Origin of the sequence: Pseudomonas sp. HR96, assembly GCF_034059295.1 — a bacterium.
Lineage (GTDB): Bacteria > Pseudomonadota > Gammaproteobacteria > Pseudomonadales > Pseudomonadaceae > Aquipseudomonas.
On the sequence record NZ_CP139141.1, the window covers coordinates 4,405,281 to 4,430,517 of the forward strand.

The 25,237-nt window shown below is 62.9% G+C and carries 28 protein-coding genes and 1 tRNA gene; 13 read left to right on the plus strand and 16 right to left on the minus strand.

Annotated elements, in window-relative coordinates:
• Window positions 1–202 precede the first annotated feature (202 nt).
• Window positions 203–1,243, plus strand: coding sequence for a DegT/DnrJ/EryC1/StrS family aminotransferase (locus SFA35_RS19670; protein ID WP_320572184.1), 1,041 nt, complete (start codon window positions 203–205; stop codon window positions 1,241–1,243).
• A gap of 181 nt (window positions 1,244–1,424) precedes the next feature.
• On the opposite strand, the gene SFA35_RS19675 is transcribed toward SFA35_RS19670, so the two are convergent.
• Window positions 1,425–1,514 (minus strand) — tRNA-Ser (locus tag SFA35_RS19675).
• A gap of 213 nt (window positions 1,515–1,727) precedes the next feature.
• On the opposite strand from SFA35_RS19675, the gene SFA35_RS19680 reads away from it, so the two are divergent.
• Both SFA35_RS19680 and SFA35_RS19685 read left to right on the plus strand, forming a co-directional pair.
• Window positions 1,728–2,420: a crotonase/enoyl-CoA hydratase family protein gene (locus SFA35_RS19680; protein ID WP_320572185.1), complete on the plus strand. Its 693-nt coding sequence runs from the start codon at window positions 1,728–1,730 to the stop codon at window positions 2,418–2,420.
• Between the two features lie 129 nt (window positions 2,421–2,549).
• Entirely contained in the window at window positions 2,550–3,521 is a 972-nt protein-coding gene (locus SFA35_RS19685) for a magnesium and cobalt transport protein CorA (RefSeq protein WP_320572186.1), read from the plus strand.
• A 57-nt stretch (window positions 3,522–3,578) separates the two neighbouring features.
• Here the strand turns inward: SFA35_RS19685 and SFA35_RS19690 are convergent, their stop codons facing one another.
• The 10 genes from SFA35_RS19690 to SFA35_RS19735 form a co-directional block, all read right to left on the minus strand.
• The gene (locus SFA35_RS19690) at window positions 3,579–4,289 is read right to left on the minus strand and encodes an amidotransferase (protein WP_320572187.1); all 711 of its coding nucleotides are present in this window, start codon (window positions 4,287–4,289) and stop codon (window positions 3,579–3,581) included.
• Between the two features lie 576 nt (window positions 4,290–4,865).
• On the minus strand, window positions 4,866–5,741 hold the full coding sequence (locus SFA35_RS19695; protein WP_320572188.1) for a transglutaminase family protein: 876 nt from the start codon (window positions 5,739–5,741) through the stop codon (window positions 4,866–4,868).
• The gene (locus SFA35_RS19700; protein WP_320572189.1) at window positions 5,738–6,688 is read right to left on the minus strand and encodes an alpha-E domain-containing protein; all 951 of its coding nucleotides are present in this window, start codon (window positions 6,686–6,688) and stop codon (window positions 5,738–5,740) included. Before SFA35_RS19700 ends, SFA35_RS19695 begins: the two co-directional genes overlap by 4 nt.
• Window positions 6,689–6,701: 13 nt before the next feature.
• A complete protein-coding gene (locus SFA35_RS19705) occupies window positions 6,702–8,111 on the minus strand; it encodes a circularly permuted type 2 ATP-grasp protein (RefSeq protein WP_320572190.1) in 1,410 nt (469 codons plus the stop codon).
• A 323-nt stretch (window positions 8,112–8,434) separates the two neighbouring features.
• Window positions 8,435–8,776 (minus strand): ribonuclease E inhibitor RraB, encoded by a 342-nt coding sequence (locus SFA35_RS19710; protein WP_320572191.1) that lies wholly within the window; start codon window positions 8,774–8,776, stop codon window positions 8,435–8,437.
• 193 nt (window positions 8,777–8,969) lie between these two features.
• Window positions 8,970–9,209 (minus strand): hypothetical protein, encoded by a 240-nt coding sequence (locus tag SFA35_RS19715; protein WP_320572192.1) that lies wholly within the window; start codon window positions 9,207–9,209, stop codon window positions 8,970–8,972.
• Window positions 9,210–9,502: 293 nt separating this feature from the next.
• A complete protein-coding gene (locus SFA35_RS19720; protein WP_320572193.1) occupies window positions 9,503–11,581 on the minus strand; it encodes an LTA synthase family protein in 2,079 nt (692 codons plus the stop codon).
• A 217-nt stretch (window positions 11,582–11,798) separates the two neighbouring features.
• On the minus strand, window positions 11,799–11,990 hold the full coding sequence (locus SFA35_RS19725; RefSeq protein ID WP_320572194.1) for a PLDc N-terminal domain-containing protein: 192 nt from the start codon (window positions 11,988–11,990) through the stop codon (window positions 11,799–11,801).
• 112 nt (window positions 11,991–12,102) lie between these two features.
• Window positions 12,103–12,633 carry a hypothetical protein gene (locus SFA35_RS19730; protein WP_320579133.1) on the minus strand — a complete coding sequence of 177 codons (531 nt, stop codon included), beginning with the start codon at window positions 12,631–12,633 and terminating at the stop codon, window positions 12,103–12,105.
• Between the two features lie 81 nt (window positions 12,634–12,714).
• Window positions 12,715–13,239, minus strand: a complete 525-nt coding sequence (locus SFA35_RS19735) for an ankyrin repeat domain-containing protein (RefSeq protein WP_320572195.1) — start codon at window positions 13,237–13,239, stop codon at window positions 12,715–12,717.
• Window positions 13,240–13,616: 377 nt separating this feature from the next.
• On the opposite strand from SFA35_RS19735, the gene SFA35_RS19740 reads away from it, so the two are divergent.
• Window positions 13,617–13,895 carry a DUF3509 domain-containing protein gene (locus tag SFA35_RS19740; protein WP_320572196.1) on the plus strand — a complete coding sequence of 93 codons (279 nt, stop codon included), beginning with the start codon at window positions 13,617–13,619 and terminating at the stop codon, window positions 13,893–13,895.
• A 177-nt stretch (window positions 13,896–14,072) separates the two neighbouring features.
• On the opposite strand, the gene SFA35_RS19745 is transcribed toward SFA35_RS19740, so the two are convergent.
• Window positions 14,073–14,618: an acireductone dioxygenase gene (locus tag SFA35_RS19745; protein WP_320572197.1), complete on the minus strand. Its 546-nt coding sequence runs from the start codon at window positions 14,616–14,618 to the stop codon at window positions 14,073–14,075.
• 4 nt (window positions 14,619–14,622) lie between these two features.
• On the minus strand, window positions 14,623–15,720 hold the full coding sequence (gene aroC, locus SFA35_RS19750) for a chorismate synthase (protein ID WP_320572198.1): 1,098 nt from the start codon (window positions 15,718–15,720) through the stop codon (window positions 14,623–14,625).
• Between the two features lie 161 nt (window positions 15,721–15,881).
• Here aroC and SFA35_RS19755 point away from each other — a divergent pair, with 161 nt between their 5' ends.
• Entirely contained in the window at window positions 15,882–16,835 is a 954-nt protein-coding gene (locus SFA35_RS19755; RefSeq protein ID WP_320572199.1) for an alpha/beta hydrolase, read from the plus strand.
• 117 nt (window positions 16,836–16,952) lie between these two features.
• The gene (locus tag SFA35_RS19760; RefSeq protein ID WP_320572200.1) at window positions 16,953–17,756 is read left to right on the plus strand and encodes a hypothetical protein; all 804 of its coding nucleotides are present in this window, start codon (window positions 16,953–16,955) and stop codon (window positions 17,754–17,756) included.
• Between the two features lie 8 nt (window positions 17,757–17,764).
• On the opposite strand, the gene prmB is transcribed toward SFA35_RS19760, so the two are convergent.
• Window positions 17,765–18,673 (minus strand): 50S ribosomal protein L3 N(5)-glutamine methyltransferase, encoded by a 909-nt coding sequence (gene prmB / locus SFA35_RS19765; protein ID WP_320572201.1) that lies wholly within the window; start codon window positions 18,671–18,673, stop codon window positions 17,765–17,767.
• A 175-nt stretch (window positions 18,674–18,848) separates the two neighbouring features.
• On the opposite strand from prmB, the gene SFA35_RS19770 reads away from it, so the two are divergent.
• The 5 genes from SFA35_RS19770 (at window position 18,849) to SFA35_RS19790 (ending at window position 21,516) form a co-directional block, all read left to right on the plus strand.
• Window positions 18,849–19,439: a cysteine hydrolase family protein gene (locus tag SFA35_RS19770; RefSeq protein ID WP_320572202.1), complete on the plus strand. Its 591-nt coding sequence runs from the start codon at window positions 18,849–18,851 to the stop codon at window positions 19,437–19,439.
• Between the two features lie 146 nt (window positions 19,440–19,585).
• Window positions 19,586–19,906: a hypothetical protein gene (locus SFA35_RS19775; RefSeq protein WP_320572203.1), complete on the plus strand. Its 321-nt coding sequence runs from the start codon at window positions 19,586–19,588 to the stop codon at window positions 19,904–19,906.
• A 55-nt stretch (window positions 19,907–19,961) separates the two neighbouring features.
• Entirely contained in the window at window positions 19,962–20,519 is a 558-nt protein-coding gene (locus tag SFA35_RS19780; RefSeq protein WP_320572204.1) for a Smr/MutS family protein, read from the plus strand.
• A gap of 71 nt (window positions 20,520–20,590) precedes the next feature.
• Complete coding sequence (gene folE / locus SFA35_RS19785; protein ID WP_320572205.1) at window positions 20,591–21,139, plus strand: GTP cyclohydrolase I FolE; 549 nt, start codon at window positions 20,591–20,593, stop codon at window positions 21,137–21,139.
• Window positions 21,140–21,150: 11 nt separating this feature from the next.
• Complete coding sequence (locus SFA35_RS19790; RefSeq protein ID WP_320572206.1) at window positions 21,151–21,516, plus strand: glutaredoxin family protein; 366 nt, start codon at window positions 21,151–21,153, stop codon at window positions 21,514–21,516.
• A gap of 58 nt (window positions 21,517–21,574) precedes the next feature.
• Here SFA35_RS19790 and SFA35_RS19795 read toward each other — a convergent pair whose 3' ends face one another.
• Window positions 21,575–22,174, minus strand: a complete 600-nt coding sequence (locus tag SFA35_RS19795; RefSeq protein WP_320572207.1) for a glutathione S-transferase family protein — start codon at window positions 22,172–22,174, stop codon at window positions 21,575–21,577.
• A gap of 9 nt (window positions 22,175–22,183) precedes the next feature.
• Complete coding sequence (locus SFA35_RS19800) at window positions 22,184–23,350, minus strand: PLP-dependent aminotransferase family protein (RefSeq protein ID WP_320572208.1); 1,167 nt, start codon at window positions 23,348–23,350, stop codon at window positions 22,184–22,186.
• A 96-nt stretch (window positions 23,351–23,446) separates the two neighbouring features.
• Here SFA35_RS19800 and SFA35_RS19805 point away from each other — a divergent pair, with 96 nt between their 5' ends.
• Together SFA35_RS19805 and SFA35_RS19810 are read left to right on the plus strand one after the other, a co-directional pair.
• Entirely contained in the window at window positions 23,447–23,899 is a 453-nt protein-coding gene (locus SFA35_RS19805; protein WP_320572209.1) for a MarR family transcriptional regulator, read from the plus strand.
• Window positions 23,900–23,998: 99 nt separating this feature from the next.
• Window positions 23,999–25,189 (plus strand): benzoate/H(+) symporter BenE family transporter, encoded by a 1,191-nt coding sequence (locus SFA35_RS19810; protein WP_320572210.1) that lies wholly within the window; start codon window positions 23,999–24,001, stop codon window positions 25,187–25,189.
• Window positions 25,190–25,237 lie beyond the last annotated feature (48 nt).

The window sequence follows — 25,237 nt, forward strand, 5'->3', positions numbered from 1 at the left end:
ACGCAAGTGACGCATTTCGTCACTGAGTGCGTACTATTGACATTGGAACCAAAGGAAGGGTGCCGCGCTATTAATAGCAGGCGCCGGGTTAATCGAACTTATCAGGGCACCGCTCATGGCAATTCAGCTTTTTGTACCTAAATTTCGTGTTGACGAGTGTCTCGAAGCAATTCGCGAATGCCTTGAAAAAGGCTGGACCGGAATGGGTTTCAAGACCGAAGCCATGGAAGCCGACTGGAAGGCCTATACCGGCCTGCCCAACGCGCACTTCCTGAGCTCCAACACCGTGGGCCTGCACCTGGCCATCGAGCTGTTCAAGAAAAAGAACGGCTGGGCCGATGACGACGAAGTCATCACCACTCCCCTGACCTTTGTCTCGAGCAACCACGCCATCCTGTACGCCGGCATGCAGCCGGTGTTCGCCGACGTTGACCAGTACCTGTGCCTCGATCCGCAAAGCGTCGAGCGCCGCATCACCGCCAAGACCCGCGCCGTGCTCTTCGTCGGCATCGGCGGCAACACCGGGCAGTACGAGAAGATCGCCGAGCTGTGCCGTGCGCGCGGCCTCAAACTGATCCTCGACGCCGCGCACATGTCGGGCAGCCGCCTCAATGGCAAGCATGTCGGGCAAGACGCCGACTGCACCGTGTTCAGCTTCCAGGCCGTGAAAAACCTGCCGACCGCCGACTCGGGCATGATCTGCTTCCGCGACCAGGAAGACGACGCACAGGTGCGCAAGCTGAGCTGGCTGGGCATCAACAAGGACACCTATGCGCGCACTGCAGCGCAAGGTGCCTACAAGTGGATGTACGACGTCGAAGAGCTGGGTTACAAGTACCACGGCAACTCGATCATGGCGGCCATCGGTATCGTGCAGCTCAAATACCTTGACCAGGACAATGCCTACCGTCGTCAATTGGCCAACTGGTACCGCGAAGGCCTCGCCGGCCAACCAGGTATCCATATTGTCGAAGTGGCACCGGGCTGTGAATCCTCGACGCACTTGCTGCAGATCCGAGTGAAGAACCGCGATGCACTGTTGACCGTCCTGAACAGCAACGAAGTGTACCCGGGCGTGCACTATCGTGATAACACCGAATATGGCCTGTATTCCTTTGGTGCCGGCACTTGCCCCGCCGCCAAACAAGCCAGCGAAGAAATCATGTCGCTGCCGTTGCACATGAGCCTGAGCAAGGCCGATGTTGACACCGTCTGTGAACTGTTGATCCGTTTCACCAACTGACAGCAAGTTGCTTGACGTTTTCCAACAGCCCGACACGGCTCGCAGTTTGTAGCCGTGTCCGGGCTGTTTTTTTATGCGTGAACGTCGCACTCGGCGCCACAGGTCGCCTAGACAATTGACCTGGATTTTTTGCAGGTCAAAACAAAAAGCCCCGCAGAGCGGGGCTTTTTGTTTTTGAATGTGGCGGTGAAGAAGGGATTCGAACCCTTGATACAGTTTCCTGTATACACACTTTCCAGGCGTGCTCCTTCAGCCACTCGGACACTTCACCGTTTCTCGACCTACCTGTTCGGTCTGTCGAGGCGCGCTAATGTAGTCGAAAGCGCCACCAATGGCAAAGCTTTTTTGCAAGATTTTCATGCGCTTAAGCCGAGCCACAAAAGCGCGGCAGGTGCGCGGCGTGACCCATCGGTCAGTCACGGCGCTTTACCTGTTCGCTGGCGGTGGGTACCTTCTGCGGCACAACATTACAAGGAACATGGCCATGACCGAGTTGCTCGATTACCTGCTGGAAGATGGTGTTGCCACCCTGACCCTGAACAATGGCAAGGTCAACGCGATTTCGCCGGATGTGATCAGCGCCCTCAACAGTGCCCTCGACCGCGCCGCACAGGACCGCGCTGTGGTGATCCTCACCGGCCAGCCGGGCATCCTCTCAGCGGGTTATGACCTCAAGGTCATGACTTCCAGCCCGCAAAACGCCGTCAGCCTGGTGACTGCGGGCTCCACCCTCGCCCGCCGCCTTCTCAGCCACCCGTTTCCGGTCATCGTTGCCTGCAGCGGCCATGCAGTGGCCAAGGGCGCGTTTCTGCTGCTGTCGGCGGACTACCGCATAGGTGTCAGCGGACCGTTCCAGATCGGCCTCAACGAGGTCCAGATCGGCATGACCATGCACCACGCTGGCATCGAGCTGGCGCGTGATCGCCTGGGCCGCTCGGCTTTCCAGCGCTCGGTCATCAACGGCGAGATGTTCGGCCCCGACGCGGCGCTGCAGGCCGGCTTCCTCGACCAGGTAGTGGCGCCGGAGCAGCTGCGCGAAACGGCGCTGGCGGTGGCCGGGCAACTGAAGAAGATCAACATGACGGCCCATCGCAACACCAAGCTCAAGGTGCGCAAGGACCTGCTGCAAAGCCTCGACGCGGCGATCACGCTGGACCAGCACCTGCCTTTGCACTGACCGCACCCGCCGCGGCATGGCGGCTGGAACTGCCCTCGTGCGCCAGGTTCTGATTCTGACAAGGGCGCCGAGCGGCTCGCCGTCGCGGCATCACAATAAAACGCTGCAGCCTGATCAAGAAGCCATGCCATGGGTCGAATCGTCGCCTCCGCCGTGTACAACGGCGGCCGCAAAGTCTGCAATATCAACCTCGAAGACGGCGCCAAGTGGGCGCACACTCCCGGTCACTTCGTCTGGATCGGCCTGGAGCAACCCGACCAGGAGCAAATGACCCTGCTGCAAAGCCAGTTCGACCTGCACGAACTGGCCATCGAGGACTCCCTGGAAAAACACAGCCGCCCCAAGCTGGAAACCTTCGGCGACGCGCTGTTCATCGTCACCTATTCGCCGATCCGCGAGAACGGCGTGCTGCAGTTCATCGAAACCCATATCTTTGCCGGCCGCGGCTACGTCATCACCTGCCGCAACGGCCATTCGAAGTCCTACGCCCAAGTGCGCCAACGCTGCGAGGCCCGTCCCTTGCTGCTGGAACACGGCGAGGACTTCGTGCTGTACGCCCTCCTCGATTTCGTCACCTCCTGCTACCAGCCGGTGGGCGAGTCGATCCACGCCGAGGTCGAGGTGCTGGAGCGCAATGTGCTCAATGCACCGCTGGTGGAAGCCGACATCCAGAAGCTGCACAGCCTACGCCGCGATCTGCTGCGCCTGCACCGCTACGTCGCACCCATGGTCGAGATCAGCGAAGAACTGCAGCGCCTGGACTTCCCTTTCATCGACAAGAACATGCGCCCGTACTTTCGCGACGTGCAGATTCACGTCAACCGGCAGATGGAAGACTTCAACACCATGCGTGACATCGCCAGCCAGACCATCGAGATTGGCGTCCTGCTGGAGTCGTCGCGACAGAGCCTGGTGCAACGCAAATTCGCCGCCTGGGCGGCGATCCTGGCCTTCCCGACCGCCATTGCCGGCATCTACGGGATGAACTTCCAGAACATGCCCGAGCTGAGTTGGCACTACGGTTATTACACCGTGCTGGGGGTCATTGTGGTGGGCTGTGTCAGCCTGTATGCGAGCTTCAAGCGCTCGGGGTGGCTGTAATATAACGGCCTGGCGGCCCCTCACCCGTCTGCGGGAGGGGGCCAGGCCGGGCGACCGTCACGCCGACGCCACGAACCTCATCATCCACTCGGCCACCGCTTCACCGTGGTGATCGCGCTCCAGGCTGGCGATGGCGTTGGCGTAGAGCTCTTCGCCCAGGCGGTCCTGGCGCAGTTCCAGCAGCGCCCGGGAGTAGTCATGAATGAACTCCGGGTGCCCCTGGAAGCACAGCACCTGATTGCCGATGTGGTAGGCGGCGAACGGGCAGAACGAGCTCGATGCGACCACCTCGGCGCCCTCCGGCAGGCGCGTGACCTGGTCCTGGTGGCTGATCAGCAGGTCCAGTTCATCGAGCTTGGGCGACATCCACTGCGCTGAGCCCTTGACCTCATATTGGTGGACGCCCACACCCCAGCCCTGCACGGCCCGCTCTGTCAGACCGCCCAGCGCCAGCGCCAGCAGCTGGTGGCCGAAGCAGACGCCAAGCAGCTTGTCACCGCGCCGATAGCGCTCGACCAGGTAGTGCTTCAGCGTCTGAATCCACGGGTCGCTGCCGAACGAATCGGCTTTGCTGCCAGTCACCAGGTAGGCGTCGAATTTTTCCTCGTCAGCCGGGTACTGCCCCTCGACCACGTTGTAGATGCTGAAGTCGGCGGCAATCGGCTGGCGGGTGAACAGCTGTTCGAACATGCGGCCGTAGCCTTGATAGCGCTCGACGAACTCGGGACGCAGATCATCGGTTTCCAGAATGCAGATGCGTAGCGACATGAATGGGCCCACACGATAAAAAACGAAAAAGAACGAATCAAGCGTGCCCCGGATTGTGTTCGCAAAGCAATAGGGATCGATCAGGCCAGCCAGATGAACGGTCGAACGTCAGCCCATTCAGCGATTTAGCCTGTAACCCGTCTAGCCGGGGCGCTCACGGCGACATGGCCCGAGGCCTTATTGCAATCATGCCTTTAAATTTCAGTTCACTATACAAAACGATTCTAAGCCAAGCGTGACGCGGGTCCCAAGGGCGCTCTAAGGTTAAATCAGCATTCGCATTCGCCAAGCGCGGTCAGCAAGTGTGCCCATGGCCTAAGGCTTCTTCGCCTTGCCGCGCTCGGAAAAACAACAACAAAGGCAACAGTCATGTTCAAACATTCGAAAGTACGTCAGGCCGGACTCATCGTCGCTGCCACCACCCTTCTGCTCATTCTGCCCAATGTCGGGCGACTTTTTGGCTGAGACCTGCTGGCCGAGCCCGGGTCGAGTCAATCGGCTCGAATGCGCAAGCGCTGAAACGACGCTGCCGCCCGAAGGCGGCAGCGTTGGGTGCCAGACAGCGTAGCCGGAAAATCAGCCCTGGGTCTGGCTACCGGTCAGATTGGCGGTCTGGGTCTGGCTTTGCCCCTGACTCTGCGACTGCCCAGGCCCGAAGCCCTGGCTCTGCACGCCCGGCGTGGGGGTCACCACCACTTTGGCGTGCATCTGCTCGAAGCCACCGCCGCGGCGCATGCCACGCACCGGGCAGGCGTCCAGGTAGTCCAGGCCCACGGCCAGCTTCAGGTGCCGCTCGGGCCGCGCCAATTGATTAGTCACGTCAAAGCTGTACCAGGCGTCGTCCAGCCAGGCCTCGGCCCAGGCATGGCTGGCCAGGTGCTCGCTGTTCTCGCTGAACAGGTAGCCCGACACGTACCGCGCCGGCACCCCCAGGCTGCGCGCGCAGGCGATGAAGGCGTGAGTGTGGTCCTGGCAGACGCCGGCACGGTTGGCGAAAGCCTGGGCCGCACTGGTTTCCACTTCGGTGGCGCCGGGGGTATAGGTGATGTGCTGGTTGAGCGCCTGCATCAGGTCGATCAGGGCGTTGCGATCCTTGTGCTTGCACTGCTCGGCAGCGAACGCGCGGATGGCTTCGTCGGCATCGGTCAGACGGGTGAAGCGCAGGAACGGCAGCGGCGACTGGCTTTCGTGTTCGGCCTCGCGGGTTTCGTCGATTTCAACCTGGCCGCGGGCGCCGATGATGATCGCATTGTGCGGGTCGTCGATGGTCAGCACGTGCAGGATGTTGCCGAAGGGGTCGACCTGGGCCTTGACCGGACGTGGCAGGTCGAGCTGCCAGCTGAGCACGTGCTGGCGCTCGCTGTCGTGCGGGGTCAGGCGCAGGTACTGAATGCTGGCGCGGACTTCATCGTCGTAGTGATAGGCGGTTTCGTGACTGATCGAGAGTCTCATACAGCCTCCAGGTAAGAGCTGTGAATAGCGTTGCCCAACTGTGCAACCAGCGGGATGAATTCGTTCAACCACTCGTGCAGACCCTCGTCGAGGATCTCGCCGATGCCGGTGTAACGCAGGCGTGCATCCAGTTCGGCAGCCATGCGCTGCGCCGGCCGGCCGTTGGCGCCCGGCAGCACGCCGAGAATCTGGTCGATCTCCTCGGTGCAGGCGCGCAACGAGCGCGGCACGTCGGCGCGCAGCAGCAGCAACTCGGCCACCGGGCGTGCCGCCGGGGCATCGCGGTAGATCTCGGTGTAAGCCTCGAAGGAGGACAAGGCGCGCAACAGCGCGCTCCATTGGTAATAGCCGCGCGCCGAGCTGTCGTCCACCGACTCGGCTTCGTCGCCAAGCATTTCGTAGCGGGCATCGAGCAGACGCAGGGTGTTGTCGGCGCGCTCGATGAAGGTTCCCAGGCGAATGAAGCGGAACGCGTCGTTGCGCATGATGGTGCCGTAGGTCGCCCCGCGAAACAGGTGCGAACGCTCCTTGATCCACTCGCAGAAGCGGCTCATGCCGTAGCGGCTGAGCCCCTGCTCGGCAATGCCGCGAATTTCCAGCCAGGTGGCGTTGATGTTTTCCCACATGTCGGCGGTGATGCGCCCGCGCACCGCGTGGGCCGAAGCCCGTGCCGCGCCCAGGCAGCTGTAGATGCTGGCCGGGTTGGCTGCGTCGAGGGCGAAGAAGTGCAGCAGGCGCTCGGCGTGCAGCTGGCCGTGGCGCTCGAGATAGTCGTCCAGGGTACCGGTGATCAGCAGCGGCATGGCCATCTCGTCGAGGCCATCACCGCGACCGTCCTGGGGCATCAACGACAGCGAGTAGCTGACGTCGAGCATGCGTGCCAGGTTTTCGGCACGCTCCAGGTAGCGCGACATCCAATACAGATCCGAGGCAGTTCTACTTAGCATTTGGCACGCATCCTTAGTCCTCGACTACCCATGTATCCTTGGTCCCGCCGCCCTGGGAGGAGTTCACCACCAGCGAGCCCTCGCGCAGCGCCACGCGGGTCAGGCCGCCCGGGACCACGCGGGTTTCACGCCCGGCCAGGACGAAGGGGCGCAGGTCGATATGGCGCGGCGCGATGCCGTTTTCGACGAAGGTCGGGCAGGTCGACAGACTCAGCGTCGGCTGGGCGATGTAGGCATGCGGACGCGCCTTGAGGCGCGCACGGAAATTCTCGATTTCAGCCGCCGTGGCGGCCGGCCCCACCAGCATGCCGTAGCCGCCGGAGCCCTGGGTTTCCTTGACGACCAGATCGGGCAGATTGGCCAGCACGTGGGACAGCTCGTCGGGCTTGCGGCATTGCCAGGTCGGCACGTTCTTGAGGATCGGCTCCTCGTCCAGATAGAAACGGATCATGTCGGTGACAAAGGGATAAACCGACTTGTCGTCCGCCACGCCAGTACCAATGGCGTTGGCCAGCACCACGTTGCCCGAGCGGTAGGCCGAGAGCAGCCCCGGCACGCCGAGCATCGATTCGGGGTTGAAGGCCAGGGGGTCGAGGAAGGCGTCGTCGAGCCGGCGATAGATCACGTCCACTGCCTTGGGGCCGTCGGTGGTGCGCATGAACACCTTGTCGTCACGCACGAACAGATCCGCGCCCTCGACCAGCTCCACGCCCATTTCCCGCGCCAGGAACGCATGCTCGAAGAACGCGCTGTTGAACCGCCCAGGGGTCAGCACCACGACACTGGGGTTGTCCAGGGGGCTGGAACTCTTGAGGGTGTCCAGCAGCAGGTTGGGATAATGATCGATCGGCGCGATGCGCTGCGCGGCAAACAGCTCGGGGAATAGGCGCATCATCATCTTGCGGTCTTCGAGCATGTAGCTGACGCCGCTGGGGGTGCGCAGGTTATCTTCGAGTACGTAGTACGAGCCGTCACCGTCGCGTACCAGGTCGACCCCGGAGATGTGCGAGTAGATGTCGCGGTGCAGGTCGAGACCTTGCATCGCCAGCTGGTACTGCTCGTTGGCCAGCACCTGCTCGGCGGGGATGATCCCGGCCTTGATGATGCGCTGGTCGTGATAGAGGTCGGCGAGGAACATGTTCAGCGCCTTGACCCGCTGGATACAGCCGCGCTCGACGACACGCCATTCGCTGGCAGGGATACTGCGCGGAATGGTGTCGAACGGAATCAGGCGCTCGGTGCCCTGCTCATCGCCATAAAGCGTGAAGGTAATGCCGGCGCGATGAAATAGCAGGTCGGCTTCGCGCCGGCGCTGGGCCAGCAGCTCGGCCGGCGTATCGGCGAGCCAGCGCGCGAACTCGCGATAGTGCGGGCGGACCAGGCCGCCTGCGTCGTACATCTCATCATAAAAGGTGCGGATCATGCCGTACTCCTTGTCACCCGGACCCATGAGCCTTCGCAAGGCCCGTGCCATCGGCATAAATTGTTTTAAATCAACCAGTTGGAAAGCCATTGCAACAGCCTCGCACCATTCCTGTGCGGTTCTTGCGCCAACTGAACGGAGGGCGCTTCATTGCGAAGCGCCGCTGGTGTGGCTTTTTACTATGACCTGCATAGACAGAGTTGATTTCAACAACCTGCGTGCGCCATCGATAATGACAGCATTCGAGGAGAGTTTTCTGACGCGACACTCCTCATCCCAACTTCCCTTTGTGGCCACCTGTTACCAGGTGGCCATTTTTTTGCTCAGACCGGCTTGCGCGGCAGCTCGTGCTTGACGCCCCAACCCTCGATCTCGCCGCCCAGGGGTTCGATGACCGCTTCGAAGTCATGTTCGAATTCGCCTATACCTCCATACGTGGCGTACATGAGTTTGCTCAGTTCCAGATGCCATGCCCCATCATCGCGCTCGCTGACCTGGGCGTTGAGCGATTCGCCACGAAATTTCCCCGCCGCCTTGCGGGCACGGTCTTCGTCGGGGAAGGTGGCATAGAACTCGATGGGGTGAATGCGGGCGAAGTCGAAACCGCCCTCTTTCATGCGGCGTAGCACGTGGGTGCTGATGTCTTCTTGATGGGCTGTGCTCATGAATCGTCCTCCTCACGTTTAACGACGGATAGACTTTCAATACTGCGGGGAAACGTCAGCCGACGGCATGCACGTATCCCTTTCATCCACGACGACGGTGGCTGGCTTCAAGCGGACAGGACAGGATGATGACCATCCGCCTGCAGAGTAACGCGGGGTTGGCGCCAGTGCCAGCTGGCGCCAAAAAAACGTTTCAGGCAACCGCCTCGGCAATGTCAGTGATTGCCACGGCGTTTTGCGCCTTGAGGGTCCGGGCCGTGGGGGCAGAGTCGCGACCCTCGAAATCGTTGAGGTCCAACTCGGCGGTTACCGGAAACAATCGGGCACGAACCAGCTGGGCCGCCTCTTCGATGGAGGGGCAATCGGCGAACTCGACGTCCATCTCACGGGCAACGCCATCTTGATCGCTGTAGCTGATTTTCCACTGTTTCATTGTTGTGTATCTCCTCGTCTGGAAGATCGGAGTGGTGCGGCTTACAACAATCTTGACCGAGGGGTGGGGGGTTCGTTCAGGTGGGGTGCTCAAAGGCAGGAAGGTTCGAATCTGCAGCTGGGAGAGGGCCGCGCGCGGGGCCTGATCGCGGGCTTCGCGCGCTCCTACGCGGGTTTCGAACGTGCCGTTCCAGGGCGCCTATTGGTCGAAACAAGCGGAGCGCGCGAAGCCCGCGATAGGCCGCACGGGGGCTTCGCTCCGGCCCCCCGTGCAAGCCCACAACCTGAAAAGGTTTACTTGGACGGCTCCACCCCAGCGGTGTTGTCCAGCAGGCTCTTGGTCGCCGTCTGGATGAACGAGTCGAGCTTGCGCCGCAGGTCCGGGATGTCCGGGGCGTCGATGATCTCGGCCTTGGGCGTACGGCCCAGCTCGTAGCGGTAGAGTTTGGGCGGCATGTCCTTGGGTTCGACCAGGATGCGGTCACCGGAAACAATCGCCACGGTCTGCTCGTTGCCCGAAGGCTTGATCACGCCGAAGCCCTTGTCGCCATCCGGCAGGTTGAGCAGGTCGCGGCCCCAGCACTGGTTGCGGTTCTCGCCGCCGAGGCGGCCCATGATGGTCGGCACGATGTCGATCTGCGTGCCCACGGTGTGGCTGACGGCGCCGAACTTGTCTTGGATGCCGGGCGCGATCATCAGCATGGGCACGTTGAAGCGGCCCAGGTCCATTTCGGTGATCTGCTGATCGTTGCCGAAACCATGGTCGCCGACCAGGATGAACAGCGTGTCCTTGAAGTAGGCCTCCTTGCGCGCCTTCTCGAAGAATTGGCCCACTGCCCAGTCGGCATAGCGCATGGCGGTCAAGTGCTGGTTGAGCGAACCCTTGTCGGTCACCGGTGGTACCGGCAGGTCCTTGGGCAGGGCGTACGGGGTGTGATTGGACAGGGTCTGCAGCAGTGCATAGAACGGCTTGCCGGTCTTCTCGCGGGCAATCAGCTCCTGGTTGCCACGGTCGAACATGTCCTGGTCAGACACGCCCCAGGTCGGGTCGGAGAACACCGGGTTGATGAAGTCATTGCGCCCGATGAAGGTGGTCATGCCCTGGTTGCTGAAGAACCCGGACTGGTTGTCCCAGGCGAAGTCGCCGTTGTACACGTAGACGTCGTCATATTTGCGCCGGCTCAGCAGCGCCGGCAGGCCGGACAACTTGTGCGCGCCTTCCGGGGTTTGCATCAGGTATTCGAAACCGGGCAGGTTGGGGAAGCAGCCCATGGTGGCGAACATGCCCTGGTGCGTGTGGGTACCATTGGAAAAGAAGCGGTCGAACAGCAGGCCCTGCTTAGCCAGCTGGTCGAACGCCGGGGTGATGTTGGACTCGTCGCCCAGCGCACCGACCGAATGGCCGGCGAAGCTTTCCATGAGGATCACCACCACATTCTTGATCGGCAGGGTGTTCTGCTCCGGCGGCGTGGTGTCGCGGCGTACTGCAGCGGTGTCCGGGTCAACCAGCTTGTCGTTGACCGTCAGCAGCATGTCGCGCACGGTCTGCTGGGCCTCGGCAGGCGGCAGAGTGCCCTTCCAGATATTGTCGCGGTCGTCGGACATCCGGCTTTTGGCAGCGTTGATCAGTTGCAGCGTGCCGTTGAGGCCCAACTGGTTGGCGAAATTGGAGTCGGTGGTATAGGCATCACCCCAACGCAGCGGCGGGCCCTGGCGCAGGGTACCGCGGCCGGCCAGCACGATGATCGCGAGCACCAAAACCATCACGCCGATGCGCAGGTACCAGGGCGCCAGGCTGGCGCGAGCCAGTGTGGCATCGGCGTGGACGCCGCGCGGCCGGGTCAGGCGATCGATGCCTTTGAACACCAGGCTCAGCAGCCAGGTGACGATGACCCAGGCCAGCAGGTAGCGCACCACCGGGTAGCCGTACCAGAGCATGCTCAGAACGGTTTTCGGGTCTTCCTTGACGTACTGGAACACCAGGCCGTTGAGACGCTGGTGGAACTCGCGATAGAAGTCCATTTCCATCAGGCCGAGGAACAGCATGATGCTCGAGGTGAGGGTCAGCCAGAAACGCCACAGCCCGCGCAGCGCCATCAGGCCGGGCAGCAGCATGGCCAGGGCCAGCGGAATCAGGGTGTAGACAACCAGGCGCAGGTCGAAACGCAAGCCGTTGCCAAAGGCCTCGACGAAGGTCGAGGCCGGGGTCGACTGGATCATTTCCCGGTTGTAGGCCAACAGGGCCAGGCGCAGCAGGCTGAGCAGCAGCATGATGGCGGCGCCGCTGAGCAGCATGTAGGCGAGATGCGATTTGATGGTCGGTGGCGGGCGTTGCAAGCCGCGCTTCTGACCCAAGGCGTCCGGTTTGGCCATGTCGGGGAAGGATCCGTAGTGTTTTTTGAATTGAAGGGTGCGATACAGCGGCGCACATCTTACAGAGCCGGCGATTGTCAGGGATGAAATGTGAAAAAGTTGTTGAGATTTCGCGACTGATTTGCCGACAACCCGGCTGGGCAACACCCGGAAACAAAACCGCCGCCAGCGAGGGGCTGGCGGCGGTCAGGTGTGACGCGAAGAGCGGGGATCGGCGTTACAGTCGAACGTTGCCGCGCGGTCCGGCGATGGCCCAGATGATCAAGCCCAACACCGGCAGCAACAGGATCAGCAGGACCCACAGCACTTTCATGCCGACCTCGGCGGAGCTTTTGAACACGTTGATGATGGCCCAGATATCCAGGGCAAGAATGATCAGGCCGACCAGGCTATTGAAGGTAGAACCCATGAGACTGCTCCAGAGGATGAATTGCCATCATTAGGATAGCGGCCGCAGGCAAGGGTTCCATGAACACTTGCCTCTGCGCAGTGGTGCGCCCCTTCCACCTCGGCCCTTCACACTACTGATGCACCGCGATCTTCAACGCCTCCAACGCCACCGCCGCATCGATCTGCAGCCCGGCGCACAGCTCCAGCACCCGCGGCACGTCCTCGCCGAACACCAGCACCACTTGCAATTCGTCATCCAGCAGCCGGCTGAAGTTGACCAGGGTGTAGCCACCGCGGTCCTGGCTCAACGCACTCATCTGCACCTGGATGCGATTCAGCGCGGTCAACGCTTGGGCCTTGGCCAACTGCTTGGGCTTGAGATTGAAGGCAACCCCGGGGCCGAACGAGTCGATGATCTGGGCCAGCAAGTCGGTGTAGGTGTCGGCCTGAAACAGCACGGTGTCAGGCAGGCTGCCGACTACTACCCATTCGCCGAGGCTGATCGGGAAACTGTCGTCGTAGTTGATATCGGCATTGGCGGCGAGAAAGGCCTGGGGATCGGCATAGGCCTGGCTGGCTTCATCGGCGATGCGCAGGATCGCCTCTTCGGCCAGGCAGCCCGAGCTGATCTTGCCAATCAGCTCGACGAGTTGTTGCTTCATATCGGTGGGCATGGGCGCCGGCCTGATGCGGGAAAGGGCGCGCATGATAGCGGCTATCGCGCCCTCGAAGTAGCATCAGCCTCAATGGACCAGACGCTGCAGCTGCGCGGCGGTGTCGTTGGCCCCCATGGCCTGGGCGGCGCCCAGCGCAGTGATGCCCTTGGCGTCCCGGGTCTCGGGGTTGGCACCGTGGCTGAGCAGGTAGTCGACGATGGCCACGCGGTTGAACATCGCAGCCATCATCAGCGCGGTACGACCATCGCCCGCCGAGCCTTCGACCTGGGCACCATGCTCGACCAGCAACTGCACCACAGCCAGGTCGCCTTTGAAGGCGGCACCAGCAATCGGGCTCTGGCCGTTGTCATTGCGGATCTCCGGATCGGCCTGATGCTGCAACAGCACCCGCACTGCCTCCTGATGGCCGTGATAGCTGGCCAGCATCAACAAGGTGTCGCCTTTGTGGTTGCGCAGGTTGGCTGGCAAACCGTTCTGCAGCAGACGCTCGAGCATCTGCGCATCGCCCTTGCGCGCCACGTCGAACACCTCGGCGGCAAATTGAGCGGTTTCGTCGTCGGTCATCTGCCGGGCATCTTGCATGGTGGACATGTGAATCTCCTGGGCCGCTGCTTGGCTGAAGGTGTGAAGAATGACGCCAGTCTCGCCAAACCCTGACCACATCTCCAACTGGCGTTGGCTATCGGTGCACTGCATGGAATTAATGAGCCTTGTGAGGTCATAGACAGTACAAGCGCCGCAAAAATTTCCTCGCCCGACCTCTCCACTGCCATCCTTTTGTCAGCTGCCCATTCGCGCTCCGCTCATATTGCAGGGTGCCTGGTGGCCGTTCATGCAAAATGCACGAGACGTAAAAATTCGCACACTCATAAATTACTGATTTTAAAGGGTTTTTTATTTTACAAAAGCTGGCACGTTGACTGCACTCCTTACTCACAAGTCTGCCAACCTAGAGTCAGGAGCTTTCCATGAACTTCCTTCAAGAAAAATTCGCATCCGTTTTCGCTGAATACGATGTCGTCACCCAGCCTCGCCCAGACGGCGCCGTGCTGCTGACCCTGCGTGATGGCGAAGGCAAGCAGATCCGCCGCTCGATTTCCTACGCTCAGCTCAATACCCCGGAACAACTGTCCTGGGTGATCAGCGCTATCCGCCGCGACCTTGCCGGCCAGGCGAGCGAACTGCCAGCCATCAGCCTGCTGCAAAGCCAGAACCGTTTCGCCCTGCCGACCTATCACTCGGCCTGATCTCGCGCAGACTTTTTGCAGGGCCTGCTTCTCATTGATGAGTGGGGCCCTGTGAAGTCGAGCAGCGATTCAAGACCCGCCTTCACACATTCTGACAGCCAGTGCGGCGAACGGTTCACAGGCACGTTACGCGACCCGTGATCCACTGCATGCTGGCCCTGCGTCAATGCCGGCCGTTCAGGCTTCGAGCGTAGCGAACAGACTGGCGATCTCCTCGCCGGTGAATTGCATCCCCTCCCCCTCCTGGGCATGACCCAGCCAAATGGCGACATAATGCGCCGCTTCACCCATGTCCAGCCAATGCGCCGTGCCCGCAGGAATAGTCAGTGCATCGTTCTGCTCGCAGAGCAAGCCGTAGACATACTCGCCAATGTGCAGGTAGACCAGGCCGCGCCCGGCCGCCCACACCCGGGTATGGGCATGGGGCAGGCGATGCTCGCCACGCAGCCGCGCGCGCCACTCCGGGTTCTGGGGATGTTCGCGGTTAGCACGCCCCACGTGCAGATGGGTATAGCCCGCCGCCTGGTTCAAGCGGTCGATGCACGACTGGTACGCAGCGGCAATGTCCGCATCACCGCTTTCACGCGTGATCGGCGCCTGGGGTTGCCAGCGGACCAGAGTCACGCCCAGTTCGGCGAGAGTGGCGGCCATGTCTTCAAGGTGCGTCAGCACCTTGTTTGGCAACTGCGGGCTGCTTTGGTGGTAGACCGTCAGGTAGCCCATGCCGTCATTCCTCGAATTGACCCAGCACCGGCGTGGTGACCCGTACGTCGGCGTTCTGCCCGCGATGGCGAAGGAAGTGGTCCATCAGCACGATGGCCATCATTGCCTCGGCGATCGGCGTGGCGCGAATGCCGACGCAGGGGTCGTGGCGCCCTTTGGTGATGACCTCCACCGGCTGCCCGGCAACGTCGATGGAACGGCCGGGCGTGGTGATGCTGGACGTCGGCTTGAGCGCCAGGTGGGCAATGATCGGCTGGCCGGAGGAGATCCCGCCCAGCACGCCACCGGCGTTGTTGGAGAGAAAACCTTGCGGCGTCAGCTCATCACGGTGCTCGGTCCCGCGCTGGGCGACCGAGGCGAATCCGGCGCCGATTTCCACGCCCTTGACCGCGTTGATACTCATCAAGGCGTGGGCCAGGTCGGCGTCGAGCCGGTCGAAGATCGGCTCGCCCAGCCCCGGCTTGACGCCTTCGGCTACCACGGTGATCTTTGCCCCGACTGAATCCTGGTCGCGGCGCAGCTGATCCATGTAGGCCTCAAGCTCCTCCACCTTGTCCGGGTCAGGGCTGAAGAAGGCATTGTCCTCCACGCTATCCCAGCTCTTGAAAGGAATTTCAATGGGGCCCAGCTGGCTCATGTAGCCGCGAATGACAATGCCTTGGGCGGCGAGAAATTTCTTCGCGATGGCGCCGGCGGCCACGCGCATGGCGGTTTCCCGCGCCGAACTGCGGCCACCGCCGCGGTAATCGCGCTCGCCGTATTTGTGGTGATAGGTGTAGTCGGCATGAGCCGGGCGGAACAGGTCCTTGATGGCCGAGTAGTCCTTGGACTTCTGGTCGGTGTTGCGAATCAGCAGGCCGATGGAGGTGCCGGTGGTGCGCCCCTCGAACACCCCGGAGAGAATTTCCACTTCGTCCGGTTCCTGACGCTGGGTGGTGTACCGGCTGGTGCCGGGCTTGCGCCGGTCAAGGTCACGCTGCAGGTCGGCCACGCTCAGTTCCAGCCCCGGCGGGCAGCCGTCGACGATGGCCACCAGGGCCGGACCGTGGCTCTCGCCAGCGGTGGTGACTGTGAACAGCTTGCCGTAGGTATTGCCGGACATGCAGGACGCTCCGCGAAATCAGCCAAAACAATCAAGGCCGGCCAGTATACGCAGGCGCAAGCGTGACTTCATCTTTCCAGACCGAACGATGGGTCAGGCTGTCAGTCCTATCCGGACCTACAGCGGCCATGCGGCCGTCACTTGAATCTACAGGCGGTACGATGTTGCGGTTGCTCGGCTTTGTTTTGTGCCTGTTCACCAGCCTGGCCCAGGCGGCTCCCGCAGTGCTGCAGCGCCCTGTCGAGCTGGCGGTAGACGGCGGTGCCGGCCAGTTGCACGGCACCTTGATGCTGCCCGCAGCCGATCACCCGGTGCCGGTGGTGCTGATCATCGCCGGCTCGGGACCCACCGACCGCGATGGCAACAACACGGACGGCGGCCGCACCGACAGCCTCAAGCGCCTGGCGATTCTACTGTCGCGCAACGGCATTGCCAGCGTGCGCTACGACAAGCGCGGCGTGGCGACCGGCCGTGCCGTCACCCCGGACGAACGCAACCTGAGCCTGGACAGCTACGTGGCCGACGCCGTGAGCTGGGGCAGACAACTCAGGCAGGATTCGCGTTTTGGCCCGCTGATCATGCTGGGCCATAGCGAAGGCGCCCTGGTGGCCGCCCTCGCCGCCCCGGATGCCGGCGCCAGCGCGGTGATCTCCCTGGCCGGCAGCGGCCGGCCGATCGACCAGGTGCTGCGCGAGCAGATCCGCGAGCAGCTGCCGCCACCGCTGGTGCTGCGCAGCGACCAGATCATCGAACGGCTCAAGGCCGGGCAATTCGACACCGAGGTGCCCGCCGAGCTGCAGGTGGTGTTTCGCCCCAGCGTGCAGCCCTACCTGGTCTCCCTGCTGCGGCAGAACCCGGCGACCGCTTTCGCCCGCCTGCACATGCCCGCGCTGATCGTGCAGGGGCGCAACGACATGCAGGTCGGCGTCGCCGACGCCGACGCCCTCAAGGCCGCCAAGCCCGACGCCCAGCTGGTGCTGATCGACGGCATGAACCACGTCCTGCGCATCGTCCCTCGCGAGGTGCGCGCCCAGCGTGCCTCCTACGAAAATCCCGAACTGCCGCTGGCCGACGAGCTGGGTCGAGTTTTGGTGGGGTTCATCAAGAAGGTTTGACCACACTCGTCAAATGGCGACCCAACCTGTAGGACCGAGCTTGCTCGGGAAAACCTGCGCCGCCCTAAGGTCCTGCGTACCCCAGCCGATACATTGGCGTGAACGAGGATCGCCCCGATGATTGAAGCTACCGAACGAGAAGACGCCCCCGAGCAGCCGGCCGAGGCCGAGCAGCCGCCCAAACCGGAGATGCCCTGGGGCGATGTGCTGCCTGATCACTTCCGTATGCTGCGGCTGGTGCCGCAGCCGATCGACCGCGCCACCGGGTCGCGGCCGCTGCGTTTCGTGCAGTTTGGCCGGGTGGAGAAGCACAGTGTCGAGCGCAGCCTGCTACGCATGGAAGTGCAATTGCCCGGGCAGCGCCTGAACAAGGAAAAGAACCGCCTGGATGTGTGGGCCGACCACAAGACCCATGTGGTCTTCTTCCAGCCTGACGGCGGCCTGCAACTGGAACCGGCCAACCGCGGCCTGGGCCGTTTCATGATCGCCCAGGCCACCCATTGGGCACAGCGCCGCTGGGGCAGCTATCGTATCGAAAGCACCGCCCTGGCGAGCAAGGACGGGCTCAACGAAGACACCCGCCTACGCCGCGACCATGTGCTCAAGACCCACGGTTTCGAAGTGCAGTACGCCGACCCGCAGCACCTCAAGGGCAGCTTCAAGAACGCCACGGTCGGCGCCCTGCTGCCCACCTGGAACACCGACAAGGTGCAGGTCGTCGAAATTCTCGAGGCCGCGACCATGCTGCAGGTGGCCGAGCAGAATCTGCAGGACATGGAAAACAAGCTGCGCCAGCAGGAGGAACGCATCGGCAAGTTCAAGCGCGAGGACAGCAGCCTGCGCTTTACCATTGCCTGCCTGGTGACCTTTGCGGTGTTCCAGGCCGGGCTGCTGATCTGGATGGCGACCCACCACCGCTAGGCCAGGCGTCAGACTCGCGAGGCGAACAGTGCCTGATGGGCGCGGCACTGCTCGGCGCTGAGCATGAACACACCGTGGCCGCCACGCTCGAATTCCAGCCAGGCGAATTCCACCTCGGGGTACAACGCCTCGACGTGCACCTGGCTGTTGCCCACCTCGACGATCAGCAGCCCCTTGTCGGTAAGATGGTCGGCCGCCTCGGCCAGCATGCGCCGCACCAGATTCAAGCCATCGTTGCCGCAGGCCAGGCCCAGCTCGGGCTCGTGCTGATACTCGGCGGGCATGTCGGCGAAATCCTCGGCGTCGACATAGGGCGGGTTGGACACGATCAGATCGAAGCGCTGCCCCGGCAGGCCGTCGAAGCCGTCGCCCTGCACCGAGTACACCCGGTCGTCGTGGCCATGGCGCTCGATATTCTGGTTGGCCACTTCCAGCGCCTCGAACGACAGGTCGGCCAGCGCCACCTCGGCCTCGGGGAACACTTCGGCGCAGGCGATGCCGATGCAACCGGACCCGGTGCACAGGTCGAGAATACGCGCCGGCGGTTGCGCCAACCAAGGCGCGAAGCCTTTCTCGATCAACTCGCCAATGGGCGAACGCGGTACCAGCACGCGCTCGTCGACAATGAACGACAGGCCACAGAACCACGCCTCGCCGATCAGGTAGGCGGCCGGCACACGCTCCTCGATGCGCCGCTGCAGCAGGTGCTGCACATGCACCAGCTCGTTGTCTTCCAGACGGCAGTCCAGGTAGCTGTCGGCGATTTCCCACGGCAGGTGCAAGGCGCCCAGCACCAGCAGGCGGGCTTCATCCCAGGCATTGTCGGTGCCGTGGCCAAAGAACAGGTCTTCCCCGTGAAAACGGCTGACAGCCCAACGGATATGGTCGCGCAGGGTGCGCAGGCGGGAAGTGATCACAGTGAGCTCCAGATTGAACGAGCAGCGATTCTAGCAGCAAGGCTCAGCGAGATCTTTTACAGCTTCTGTTCAGGGCGTTTATGAGAGGCATTTTCAGGTTCTGCGCAGCAAGCGATTCACAGAACGGCTCCAGCAGAGGAGAATGCGCCAAAAGCCCTACCCAAAGGAGCCCCCGATGTCCGCTTTGAAGACGATGTTCCAACTCAGTGGCCGTGGTTACCCACCGGCCCATCTTGCCCATGCCACGCTGATCATCATCGATGCACAGAAGGAATACCTGTCAGGGCCATTGGCGCTTTCAGGCATGGACGAGGCTGTGGCCAACATCGCCAAGCTCAGCGCCGCAGCACGCGCCCTCGGCCGGCCCGTGGTGCATATCCGCCACCTGGGCACGGTGGGCGGGCTGTTCGACCCCCAGGGCGAACGCGGCGAGTTCATCGCCGAACTGCGCCCTGAAGGTGACGAACCCGTGGTGGAGAAGCGCCTGCCCAATGCCTTCAACGGCACCGGGCTGGACAGCCTGCTGCAGAGCCTGGGCCACCTGGACCTGATCGTCTGCGGCTTCATGAGCCATTCCAGCGTCAGCACCACGGTGCGCGCCGCCAAGGACTACGGCTACCGCTGCACCCTGGTGCGCGACGCCTGCGCCACCCGCGACCTGCCCAACGGCCAGGGCGTGCTCAGCGCCGCCCAGGTGCACGAGACCGAGATGGCCATCATGGCCGACAACTTCGCCTCCGTGGCCCTGACCAAAGACCTGATCTGAGGCGATTGCCAGCCGGTCTGAAGCTCGGCTGCCCGCCCCTGCCCTCTCCAGCTCTGCTGTCCCGTCGGGAACCGCCTGGCCTGGCGCGAGTCGAAGCCCAATTACCCTGGGCTATCGACAGCCCCGTTACCCATTGAGGAATCGGAATGAAGTCATCCGATGGTTTCAACGCTCGCCGGCTGCGCCCTCGGGGCCAGAGCAACTGGGGCCTGCGCCTCGGTGCGGCGATTGCCGCCGTACTGGCCACTGTGGGCGTGCTGTTGAGCCTGGCCGGCCTGGCCACCCTGGCTGGACACCCGCCACAGGCCACGGGTATGGACCTGTCCAACAGTGGCGCGGCCATCCTGGTCGTTTGCGGGCTGGTGGTGCTATACCTCGGCGTCACCCTCTGGCGCCGCTGCCGCCGGCGCATGCGCCGCAGCGGCGCACTGGACATGGCCCCGCACCTGATGAAGAAGCACGACTGACAGCCGTTGGCAGACTGGCCCGATATGGCAGAATGGCCGCCTACGGAGGCGTGCCATGCAAGATGACGATTTTTCCCTGTTCACCAGCCAGATGCGCGGCGTCAAGCCGATCAAGCATGATCGCGCCGACACCGGCAAACCCAAGGTCGACCGCAAGCACCTGAAAACCCTGCGCCAGGCGGCCACCGTACGCCAGGGCGAGACCCTGGTCGACGGCCTGTCCGACCAGTTCGTCATCGACGTCGGCCCCGAAGACGACCTGCACTGGGCCCGCGACGGCGTGCAGGAAAGCCAGATGCGCAAGCTCAAGATCGGCCAGATCCCCTTCGAGGGCAGCCTCGACCTGCACGGCATGAGCGTGGAAAAGGCCCGCGAAACCCTCTGGGCGTTTCTCGCCGAAGCCACCGGACTGGAAGTGCGCTGCGTGCGGGTAACCCACGGCAAGGCGGTGCGCCTGGACGGCAAGCGGCCGATGATCAAGAGCCATGTCAACACCTGGCTGCGCCAGCATCCGCAGGTGCTCGGCTTCACCTCCTGCCAGCCGCGCCACGGCGGCGCCGGCGCGGTTTACGTGATGCTCAAGCGGACCATGCTCGAAGGCCGCGACGAATAGACACATCACTTGCCTCACCGCCCGCGTGGCCGTAACCTTCGCCTCTGCGAAAAATCCCTACAGGTAGATCCATGTCCCTGGAACAGAATTACTCGGCCATCCTCGGCCAGATCGGCGAGGACGTTTCCCGCGAAGGCCTGCTCGACACGCCCAAGCGTGCGGCCAAGGCCATGCAGTACCTTTGCCGTGGCTACCAGCAAACCCTCGAAGAGGTCACTAACGGTGCCCTTTTCAGTTCCGACGCCAGTGAAATGGTGCTGGTCAAGAACATCGAGCTGTACTCGATGTGCGAACACCACATGCTGCCATTCATCGGCAAGGCTCATGTAGCCTACATTCCCAACGGCAAAGTGCTCGGCCTGTCGAAGGTCGCACGCATCGTCGACATGTACGCCCGCCGCCTGCAGATCCAGGAAAACCTCGGCCGGCAGATCGCCGACGCGATCGAGACCGTGACCGGCGCCCTGGGTGTGGCTGTGGTGATCGAGGCCAAGCACATGTGCATGATGATGCGTGGCGTGGAGAAACAGAATTCGTCCATGGTCACTTCGGTGATGCTCGGCGAATTCCGTCAGAACGCCCTGACCCGTGGCGAATTCCTCAGCTTGATCAAGCAATAAAGGCCACTGCCATGTTGATGAAAGCCCTGCGTGTCGGCCTTGGCCAATTGGTCGTGGTCGGTGACCTGCTGACCCGCCCACGCAAACGCCAGCGCACCGCCGCCGCGCAGGCCGAGGTCGACCAGGCCGCCAAGGGGCTCAGCCTGTACCAGTTTCACGCCTGCCCGTTCTGCGTGAAGACCCGGCGCACGCTACACCGGCTTAACGTGCCGGTGGCGTTGCGCGATGCGAAGAACGACGAGCAGGATCGCCAGACCTTGCTCGCTGGAGGCGGCCGCATCAAAGTGCCGTGCCTGCGCATCGAGGAAGGTGGCCAGACCACCTGGATGTATGAGTCCAAAGCGATCATCGCGTACCTGGACCAGCGCTTCGCTTGATTCGCTGAAAGCTCGGGGGCTCTGGCCCCCGAGCCCTACTGGCAACCCAATCTGCCCACTAGCGCATCGGCACATGCCGCGGATGGCTGGCCACCCGCTCGATCCAGGCCTGGACCGCCGGGAACTCGCTCAGATCGAAGCCGCCTTCATGGGCCACATGGGTATAGGCGAACAGCGCGATGTCGGCGATCGAATAGTGCTGGCCCACCAGGTACGGGGTAGCCTGCAACTGCTTTTCCATCACCCGCAGGGCCTTGCGCCCACGGCGCTGGCACACCTCGTATTCCTCCAGACGATCAGCCGGCATGTTCAGGTAAAACTGGATAAAGCGCGCCACCGCCACATACGGCTCATGACTGTACTGCTCGAAGAATTGCCATTGCAGCACCTGGGTACGCAGGCGCGGCTCGCTGGGCAGAAACTCGCTGTCGTCGGCGAGGAAGTTGAGAATCGCGTTGGACTCCCATAGATAGGTGCCGTCCTCCAGCTCCAGCACTGGCACCTTGCCATTCGGGTTCATGGCCAGAAACTCCGGGGTCTCGGTTTCGCCCTTGAGGATATCGACCGGCTGCCACTCATACTCGGCGCCGATCAGGTGCAGCATCAGTTTGACCTTGTAGCAGTTGCCTGACTGATAATCGCCATACACTTTGAACATGTTCTACTCCTAGGCCGCGCGGGCCGGTTGTGCCTCGCGGATCACCGCTGCCAGGCGCGAGAGCCCTTCGCCAAGGCGCTCGGGTGAAACGTGACTGAAATTCAAGCGCAGATTGCCAAAATTGCGCTCCGGCTCGGCAAAAAAAGGCTCGCCGGGCATGAACGCGACATTCCGCGCCATGGCCGCCGGCAACAGGGTACGCGTGTCGAGCGGCTGTTTGAGGGTCAGCCAGAAAAACAGCCCACCTTGCGGAACGTGCCAATCGGCGAGGTCGGAAAAATAGCGCAGCAGCTCGGCCTGCATGGCATCGCGCCGCGCCCGGTAGAACTCGCGCAGTTCAGCCAGGTGCCGCGTATAGCGCTCACTGCCCAGCCACTGCAGCGCCTGCCACTGGCCGACCCGGTTGGTGTGCAGGTCGGCCGACTGCTTGAGCCGCAGCAGATGGGGGAACAGGTCGGGGCTGGCGATCAGGTAGCCGACCCGCAACCCCGGCAACAGAGTCTTGGAGACGGTGCCGGTGTAGATCCAGCTGGCCTTGCGCAAGCGGCTGACGATGGGCAGCGCCTGGACGCCGTCGTAGTTGAGGTCGCGGTAGGGGTCATCCTCGACCAGGGTGACGCTGAACTCGTCGAGCAAGGCCGCCACGCCATCGCGCACAGCTTCGCTATAGCGCGCGCCCGAAGGGTTCTGGAAGGTCGGAATCAGGTAGGCGAACGCCGGCTGATGCTGTTCCAGGCGCGCGCGCATGGCCACCAGGTCGACGCCCTCGGCGGTCACCGGCACGCTCAGGCAATCGGCGCCGAACAGCTGGAATATTTGCAGGGCCGCCAGGTAGGTCGGCCCCTCGAGCAGCACCTGGGTGCCCTTGTCGATGTACAGCTTGGCGGTCAGGTCGAGGGTCTGCTGAGAGCCGCTGACCACCAGTACCTGGCTCGCCTCGCAGGGCACGCCCAATGCCCGCGCCTGGGCGGCCAACAACTCGCGCAAGGCCGGCTCGCCTTCGCTCATGCCGTACTGGCCCATGCTGGTGGGCATGGCCGCCCAGTCCAGCGCCGGCAGCATCGCCTCGGCCGGCAAGCCGCCGGCGAACGACATCATCTCCGGCCGCTGCGCCGCCGCGAGGATCTCGCGGATCAAGGAGCTCTTCAAGCGCTCGACACGTTCCGAAAAAACCATGGCATCCTCCTGTGGCAGGGTAGCGGGGAAATGGGTCAAACTGCTTGACCGAAACAGCAGACCTGAAACTACGCCGCCGAGGCCAGATACGTCAATATGTTTGACCTTAAAAACACTCACACCCAACAAGCGGCCATGGAAGCCTTCTTCTATGGCTACCAGGCCTTCACCGCCAAGGCCGATGAAATGCTCGCGCGTCGCGGGCTGAGCCGCGTGCACCAGCGCATCGTGTTTTTCGTCTCGCGCTACCCGCAGCTCAGCGTCAAGGAGCTGCTGGAAAAACTGGGGGTCAGCAAACAGGCGCTGAACACGCCGTTGCGCCAACTGCTGGAAATGAACCTGGTGCTCAGCCTTGCCCCACCGACCGACAAGCGCAAGCGCCTGCTGCAGCTGTCGGCAGAAGGCGCCAAGCTGGAGCAGGCGCTGCGCCGCGAGCAGGTCAAATTGCTGCAACGGGCCTTTGCCGAGGCCGGGCCGGCCGCAGTCGAAGGCTGGCTGGAGGTCAATCTGAAACTGGCGCATGGGCAACGCGAGCAGGTCGACCGCTGACAACCACTGTATGGCCAAATGTTTCAGCTGCTGTATCGCAGTGCCCACCCTGCGCTCGGTTTAGGCTGTGGCACTTTCGCCATGACAGGGATTATCGGCATGAGCCTCTCCAGCACTGCGCGCCTTCGGCCCTGGGCCGACACCTCACCATCAGCCATCGTGGCCGGCTTCATCGCCATGCTCACCGGCTACACCAGCTCCCTGGTGCTGATGTTTCAGGCAGGCCAGGCGGCCGGGCTGAGCAGCGCGCAGATCTCGTCGTGGATCGGCGCGCTGTCGATCGGCATGGCCGTCTGCAACATCGGTCTGTCGCTGCGCTATCGCATGCCGATCACCGTGGCCTGGTCGACCCCCGGCGCGGCCCTGCTGATCACCAGCCTGTCGGCGGTCAGCTACCCGGAGGCCATCGGCGCCTACGTCACCAGCGCGCTGCTGGTGCTGCTCTGTGGCCTGACCGGCAGCTTCGAACGCCTGGTCAGGCGTGTGCCGGGCTCGCTGGCGGCGGCCCTGCTGGCCGGCATCCTGTTCAAGATCGGCATCGAGATCTTCGTGGCCGCGCAGCACCGCACCGGCCTGGTCCTGGCGATGTTCTTCAGCTATCTGCTGATCAAGCGCCTGAGCCCGCGCTACGCGGTGCTCGGCGCACTGTTGGTGGGCACGGCCATTTCGGCGGCGCTGGGCCTGCTGGATTTCAGCGGCTTTCATCTGCAGGTGGCGCATCCGGTGTGGACCACGCCGAGCTTCTCGATCGCCGCGACCATCAGCATCGGCATTCCGCTGTTCGTGGTGGCCATGACCTCGCAGAACATGCCCGGCATGGCCGTTCTGCGCGCCGACGGTTACAACGTGCCGGCCTCGCCGCTGATTTCCGTCACCGGCCTGGCCTCGCTGCTGACGGCGCCCTTTGGCTGCCATGGCATCAACCTGGCGGCCATCAGCGCGGCCATCTGCACCGGCCCGCACGCTCATGAAGACCGCGACAAGCGCTATACCGCTGCGGTGTGGTGCGGGATCTTCTACGGCTGCGCGGGGATTTTCGGCGCGACCCTGGCCGCGCTGTTCGCCGCCCTGCCCAAGGAGCTGGTACTGTCGATCGCCGCGCTGGCACTGTTCGGCTCGATCGGCAACGGCTTGACCCAGGCCATGAGCGAACCGCGCGAACGCGAAGCCGCGCTGATCACCTTCATGGTCACGGCCTCGGGGTTCACCCTGTTCTCGGTAGGGTCGGCGTTCTGGGGGTTGGTGGCGGGGGTGGTGACGTTGCTGATTCTCAATTGGCGCAAGGCCTGAGGGCTGCCCCTCCCCTGTAGGACCGAGCTGGCTCGGGAACGGTGTTTA